Source organism: Peptostreptococcaceae bacterium, assembly GCA_016649995.1.
Lineage (GTDB): Bacteria > Bacillota > Clostridia > Peptostreptococcales > BM714 > BM714.
Map to the genome: position 1 here is coordinate 23,439 of JAENWJ010000018.1, position 6,162 is coordinate 29,600.

The 6,162-nt window shown below is 38.0% G+C and carries 8 protein-coding genes; all 8 read right to left on the reverse strand.

Annotation, left to right across the window (positions count from 1 at the left end):
• Positions 1-41: 41 nt before the first annotated feature.
• The 8 genes from JJE29_04950 to JJE29_04985 all read right to left on the reverse strand — a co-directional run bounded on the left by JJE29_04950 (position 42) and on the right by JJE29_04985 (position 6,064).
• On the reverse strand, positions 42-410 hold the full coding sequence (locus JJE29_04950) for an Asp23/Gls24 family envelope stress response protein (GenBank protein MBK5251964.1): 369 nt from the start codon (positions 408-410) through the stop codon (positions 42-44).
• A gap of 19 nt (positions 411-429) precedes the next feature.
• Positions 430-882: a hypothetical protein gene (locus JJE29_04955; GenBank protein MBK5251965.1), complete on the reverse strand. Its 453-nt coding sequence runs from the start codon at positions 880-882 to the stop codon at positions 430-432.
• Between the two features lie 30 nt (positions 883-912).
• Positions 913-1,470 carry an elongation factor P gene (efp, locus tag JJE29_04960; protein ID MBK5251966.1) on the reverse strand — a complete coding sequence of 186 codons (558 nt, stop codon included), beginning with the start codon at positions 1,468-1,470 and terminating at the stop codon, positions 913-915.
• Between the two features lie 56 nt (positions 1,471-1,526).
• Positions 1,527-2,588 carry an aminopeptidase P family protein gene (locus tag JJE29_04965; protein MBK5251967.1) on the reverse strand — a complete coding sequence of 354 codons (1,062 nt, stop codon included), beginning with the start codon at positions 2,586-2,588 and terminating at the stop codon, positions 1,527-1,529.
• 87 nt (positions 2,589-2,675) lie between these two features.
• Complete coding sequence (locus JJE29_04970; GenBank protein MBK5251968.1) at positions 2,676-3,389, reverse strand: hypothetical protein; 714 nt, start codon at positions 3,387-3,389, stop codon at positions 2,676-2,678.
• A gap of 18 nt (positions 3,390-3,407) precedes the next feature.
• Positions 3,408-4,463, reverse strand: coding sequence for a prepilin-type N-terminal cleavage/methylation domain-containing protein (locus JJE29_04975; protein ID MBK5251969.1), 1,056 nt, complete (start codon positions 4,461-4,463; stop codon positions 3,408-3,410).
• 85 nt (positions 4,464-4,548) lie between these two features.
• The gene (locus JJE29_04980) at positions 4,549-4,839 is read right to left on the reverse strand and encodes a type II secretion system protein (protein MBK5251970.1); all 291 of its coding nucleotides are present in this window, start codon (positions 4,837-4,839) and stop codon (positions 4,549-4,551) included.
• Between the two features lie 13 nt (positions 4,840-4,852).
• On the reverse strand, positions 4,853-6,064 hold the full coding sequence (locus JJE29_04985) for a hypothetical protein (GenBank protein MBK5251971.1): 1,212 nt from the start codon (positions 6,062-6,064) through the stop codon (positions 4,853-4,855).
• Positions 6,065-6,162 lie beyond the last annotated feature (98 nt).

The following is a 6,162-nucleotide window of genomic DNA, read 5'->3' on the forward strand; positions in this document are numbered from 1 at the left end:
CTTAGACAAATGTCAATCATATGTTACGTTGCAATAAATAATTACTCCACATCTTGTTTTATTCCCTGTATGTTGATGTTTATGGCTAATACTTCCATCTCGGTCATGGTTTCAATAGATTTTTTTACATTTTGTTGTATCTTTGAACAAATTTCAGAAATAACAATACCATAGTCAATGACCAAATTAAGGTTTACAGTAATGGCATTATCGTTATCTATTTCAATCTTAACGCCTTTGTTGTAAATCTTTTTACCAAAAATTTCCGATATTTCAACTCCTATGCTGCTATTCATTCCTACAACACCGCTTACTTCCTTAGCTGCAAGCCCTGCAATAATGCCTATTACTTCATTTGAAATGTTTACTTCACCATATTCCAACTTGTCAAGTTGACGTTTATCTTCCATGTATTTGCCTCCAAACAGTTTAAACTTCAGTTTCCTCTACTTCATCTTCATCGTCCTCAGTAAAGCAATCCATCTCTTCGTTTATGATGATTACTTCTCCGCAGCTTGGGCAACTGACTTTGATAAGACCTTCTTCATCAAAAACAAGGTCCGATTCGTCCAAGTAGAAAACCTCATCGCAAGCAGGACATTCCACTTCATAGAATTCGTCATCGTCGTCATCTTCGTCGTCGTCGTCTTCATCCTCTAAGTCGTAAACATCGTCTTCCAAGTCTGTCAAATCATCATCCATTGCATCAAGGTATTCTTCCATGTCATCGAGATCTTCATTAATGTATTCTACTTCATGTGCAAGATCTCCAAGTGTTTCAATGATTTTTTCAAATAATTTTCCTTCGTTGGTTGTGGTATCGATAGCCATACCTTCCATGAGACCCTTTAGATAAGAAACCTTTTCATTAATATTGTTCATGTCGCCCTCCTTTTGTATTCATAGCCGGGATTATACCCGGGAAAGATAATCGCCTGTTCTTGTATCTATTCTCACTGAATCGCCTTCATTAATAAAAAGCGGTACCAGTATTTCAGCTCCTGTTTCAACGACAGCCCTCTTTGTTACATTTGATGCCGTATCGCCCTTGATTCCGGGTTCGGTTTCCGTAACCTCAAGCTCTACGAAAGTCGGCGCATCCACCTGGAAGCAACTGCCCTTATAAAACCTAAGCGTTGCATTGTCGGTTTCTTTGAGGTATTTAATTGCGTTTTCTACGAGGTCAGCCTCAAGTGGCATTTGTTCATATGTTTCATTATCCATAAAATAATACAAATCCGCATCGCTGTAAAGGTATTGCATTTCCTTTGTTTCTATATGCGCCTTTGGAAATTTTTCACTAGGATTAAAGGCCTGTTCCCTTGTGGCTCCGGATTTAAGGCTTTTATATTTGGTTCTTACAAATGCAGCCCCCTTGCCCGGTTTTACATGTTGGAAATCTATTACGACGAAGGGCTCTCCGTCAATTTCGAAAGTAACACCTTTTCTAAAATCACCTGCTGAAACCATTACTATACCTCCATGTTGTATTTACTAGAACCATTATACTATAAATTGCCCAAATTTCATATTTCAATTAGTTCTTTTCGAGAATTAGAAAGCACATCGCACCCGTTCTCCCTTACTACAACAAGGTCCTCTATTCGGACTCCAAACTTTCCCGGTATGTATATGCCGGGCTCATCCGTTACAACCATTCCTGCTCTCAGCATTTTGTCGCCCAAAGGCGAAAGAAATGGTTCTTCGTGTATTTCGAGACCCACTCCGTGCCCGAGTCCATGGCCGAAATAGTCCCCATATCCATTCTCCATTATAATATCTCTGGCTATCTTGTCAACAGAAACGCAAGTCATGCCTTCCATAATGGACTTCATGGCCTCATTCTGGGCTTTAAGCACAACCTGGTATACATTCCTTTCTTCCTCACTTGCGGGCCCCAAATGAACAGTTCTCGTCATGTCCGAGCAGTATCCTTCAACCATGCACCCGAAATCCATCGTTATGAATTCTCCCTCTTCAACCCTCTTATCTGTGGGAGCGCCATGCGGCATCGAAGAACGTACACCGCTTGCAACTATTGTTTCAAATGAAAGTCCTTCGGCTCCGCTTCTCCGCATAAAAAATTCAAGCTCGAACGCAATCTCTTTTTCCGTCATTCCGGGTTTTATAAATCCGATAATATGGGAGAAGGCTTCATCGGCAATCTTGGCCGCCCTTGATATTTTTTCAATCTCGGATGTTTCCTTTATGATTCTTTGATTGGATATAAAGGCATCCATACCGATTATAGGGGTATTTTCGAGGCTTTTTCTCAGTTTGCCATGTAATGCCATAGTAATGTAATTTTCTTCGACATATAGCCTGTTTAGGCCCTTGGCCTCAAGAAAATTGTAGATTGTAAAGTCCTTGGATAATTCAACTATTTCGAATCCCATGCACTGCTTCTTGGCTTGCTCGACATACCTTGAGTCGGTGAGAAAGAAATCACCTGATGCGTCCGAATATATGAATCCCGAAGTGCCGGTAAATGATGCGTAGTATCTGAAGTTTACAGGCTTAAAAAGCAGAAGTCCTTCGCCGAAGTCAAGCTTAAGACCGCTTTTTAGGGTAGCAATTCTATGTGTCATAAAATTTCTCCTCAAATTATATTGTGTTTGAATGTATGCAGTACCGGTTTTGCTGCAAATAAAAAGCCGGCGAACCGGCTTTTACATTTATTCGTTGATATTTGTTTCCTGCCATGAAACATTTTCATAGTCCATTGTGGCATTGATATCCGTTGCAATTGTAATGTTGTCATTCATCAAGGTAGGATTACATGAAAACTGTACAACGGAAATAAGCTGGATGCTACGCTTCAATGAAAGGTAAGTCGCTTCAACAAGAATTGTCACTTTGAAAGAGTCACGCTCTGTAAGCACTTTATTTGGAACAACGGAAATTTCTTCAATTTCAAACTCATAATCACTGTTTCCGCTGAAATCCGAATCCGAAACAAAGTCCAAGTCATAAGCATCAATTTCGTACAAACCGACGAAGGCGTCATCTTCTTCGTCATCTTCCGTGCCGTATCTTACATAACCGAGGAAGTCATAATAGATATCCCCCTCTAAGCCTTCTTTCAATGAATAAGTGGTCTCTCCTTTATCTTTCGTACTTATTATATAGCTAGAGGAATCACCATTTATGCTTTTTTGGGTGGCGGATGCCGCGTAAAAAAGAATGCCATCAGCTGTGAGGATAAGCTCTTCGGCCATGCCTTCTGCCAAAGAGTAGGTTGTTTCGTAATCATTGCTATGCTTTGAAATCTTAAAATTGGTCATGGTTATAGATACCAAAACAGATCCTAAAACACTCAATATGAATAAAATTAAAATCATGAAAACAAGAGCAGAGCCTCTATTATTCGTCGAATTATAAAATTTCACTGCCTCACCTGCTCTTATTTAATTGGGTTTAATTGTGGTTACAAGTGTCTTAAGAACCTTATTTGTTTTGCTGATCGGGTCGTAACCTGTTATTTCTACAGTAACACTATACAATTTTTTTGTAATTTCTGAAACATTGCCAGAATTTCCACCTTCAGCACCTTCAGATGGAAAATTGGGATCGTCTTCAGATAGTAGTAAAATGATATCGTCATGCTCTGAAGTAATAGTGAAGTTATCCGGTTTAGTAGTAGCATCTACAAAGTAATACACTTTCTTGTTTTGCCAAGGTTTCAATAAACCTACATTAATTTTATCCCAATTTCCATTTGCCTTTGGAAAATCCGTATTGAATACAAATTTGACTGTTTGTTTTATATTAGCAGATAAAGAAATTCCCAGAGTTGAAATTTCCGTACCATAATCTCTGGGACCTCTCTCATCTTTTGGTGAGAAAACTATTGCAGAAGTATTGTAAGAAGATCCGAAAGAAATGTCAAATCCATTGCGAAACTCTTTATACATAGTAGGGTTTTCGTTGAAATTCACTGTAACAGTATCTGAGAAGATTTCTTCATCGTTAATGTCATTAATAGCGATGTCCAAATCGTAAGGGTGATTACCATTATCTCCACCCGTACCATGACCACTACTATACATATCATCGTTTCCATTTATTGTAAAAGTATAATCAAATACGCCTTCATCTTGGTTTCCGGCAACTTCGTTGCTTCCATCCGCTAAATTGCTTTCATCCACTAAAAGGTTTAAACCTTTATAGGTAATATTGGCGGAATAAGCGGCATACTTTTCGCCCTCTTCATCAAGACTGCTTGTGGTAAATATACTGTCATCGTCATAGACCCAATTTTCATCCGAAATACGTCCCCATGGATTTTTTCTTTCCTCCGCTATAAGTTTCTGCGCAAGATAGTTGGCAGTCATGTCATTTTTTGACCGCGAATCGAGCTTGGCTGCGTTGGTAAAAATTCCAAAAAACGGCACTATAAGTATTGCTAATACAGCAATACTTATAGTAAGTTCTATAAGGGTAAAGCCTTTTTCATTTTTCATTATTTCACCTCCAATGGATTGTTGTAAAATCCTTCTGATATATTGATACATCAAAAAATTATATTCTTATAATTGGATACACACATTAATTGTACAATTGAAAACAATGTTTGTCAATACACAAGGAATAATTCTCGTATTCGGTCCAATCGGCATCAGGGTCGTTTTTTACTTCTGCAACTATCTGCTGAGCAAGGTAGTTGGCGGTCATCTCGTTTTTTGATCGTATGTCAAGTTTGGCCGCATTTGTGAAAATGCCATAGAAAGACACTAGCAAGATAGACAGCACAACAAGGCTGACTAAAAGTTCAATAAGTGTAATGCCTTTTTCGTTTTTTATGATTGCACCTTCCTTTCTCTTTAGAAAGATATGCAGTTTTTAATAATTATTAGGAGATATTTATCTCATGCACGTCGCCTGAAACTACTTCATACTTAAAACTCGGATTATTAGAATCATCGCCAATCACATGGATAAATACCGGCAGTTCTGTTTCATTTTCAATCAAAAGCTTGGTTCCTGGCATATCTTTTAAATCATTATCAGATCTTGCATATACATTCAGCACAATGTTTGCACCTTCAGGTTCGAAAACTTCGAAAGCTCCATTTTCAGTAGGGTATTTTGAGTAACTGTTTTCATAACTGTATAAATAACCCGAATCATCCTTTTTTAGAAATAATTTTATTGTTTCCGTACTATTTGAATCGCTATAAATTGCTGTGTAGTTATATGGAGTTTTACCCAAAGTCACCGTCGGCAAAATATTTTTGACAGGATCAAGGAAAATGTAAAAATCGGACCTATTGAATTCGGTCATGTCGGGGGTGTATCCGTACACCGGAGCTTGTAAATTGATATCGCCGAACAAATCTGTCTTGCCGTAATTGCTTTCGATTTCCCAAAGCAATTCATTGAATGTTCCATCCTCGTAGAAGGGGAAGCTGAGAATCATGTTTCCATAGATGTTCTCTGTCTCTGTATCATAATTCATGCTCAGTGAATGGATTCCTATTAGACGATGGTTGCTTTCTATCTTGTCCATAAAAGCTTTGATGTCCGAATAATTGCCGGCAAAGTTTATTGCAACTTCAAATTGTTTGACTTCCGGTTCTTTTGTATCAGCGTTTTCTTCGATATTTTCCTTGCCTATATTTTTAAGTTCTTCAAGACTTTTCGATTCTTTCTCTTGTTCATAGTTAAATAGAAGCATTTCCACGGAATCCTTGGAATTTGCATTTTCCAGCGATGTAATTCCGAGCGTTTCTGTTGAAAAGTCTATACCCGCTAATTTAATGTCATGGGCATCAATCAAATTTTCGAGATAAAGAATGACTTCTTCCTGATAGACTCGTTCTGGAAGAAGACGATCCATCTCCCTTACTTTGATCTTCATACTTTTGATTGAATCTTCGAGTTCGATTTTGCTGTTTAAGTTTTTTCCCAGCAGTGTATGAAGATTTTCGCTTTCAGCTATTTCAGCATCTATTGTTTCTATTTCAATTACCTTGGGTACGTAAATAAATCTGTAAAAGAGGAAAAATACAACTGAAACAATCAGAATCGCAAGAAGGATTTGTTCGCGTTTAGAGAGAGTCATTGTCTTCGCCTCCCTCATTTTTAAATTTGCATTGCATTGTAAAATAGAAATAACTATTAGAGCCATTCCTGTCTCTTATACACATCTGACGCTGCCGA

Bases quoted from the DNA above. Each gene is read 5' to 3' on its own strand.
- JJE29_04950 (MBK5251964.1), bottom strand. From the start codon at position 410: ATGGAAGATAAACGTCAACTTGACAAGTTGGAATATGGTGAAGTAAAC.
- JJE29_04955 (MBK5251965.1), bottom strand. From the start codon at position 882: ATGAACAATATTAATGAAAAGGTTTCTTATCTAAAGGGTCTCATGGAA.
- efp (MBK5251966.1), bottom strand. From the start codon at position 1,470: ATGGTTTCAGCAGGTGATTTTAGAAAAGGTGTTACTTTCGAAATTGAC.
- JJE29_04965 (MBK5251967.1), bottom strand. From the start codon at position 2,588: ATGACACATAGAATTGCTACCCTAAAAAGCGGTCTTAAGCTTGACTTC.
- JJE29_04975 (MBK5251969.1), bottom strand. From the start codon at position 4,463: ATGAAAAATGAAAAAGGCTTTACCCTTATAGAACTTACTATAAGTATT.
- JJE29_04985 (MBK5251971.1), bottom strand. From the start codon at position 6,064: ATGACTCTCTCTAAACGCGAACAAATCCTTCTTGCGATTCTGATTGTT.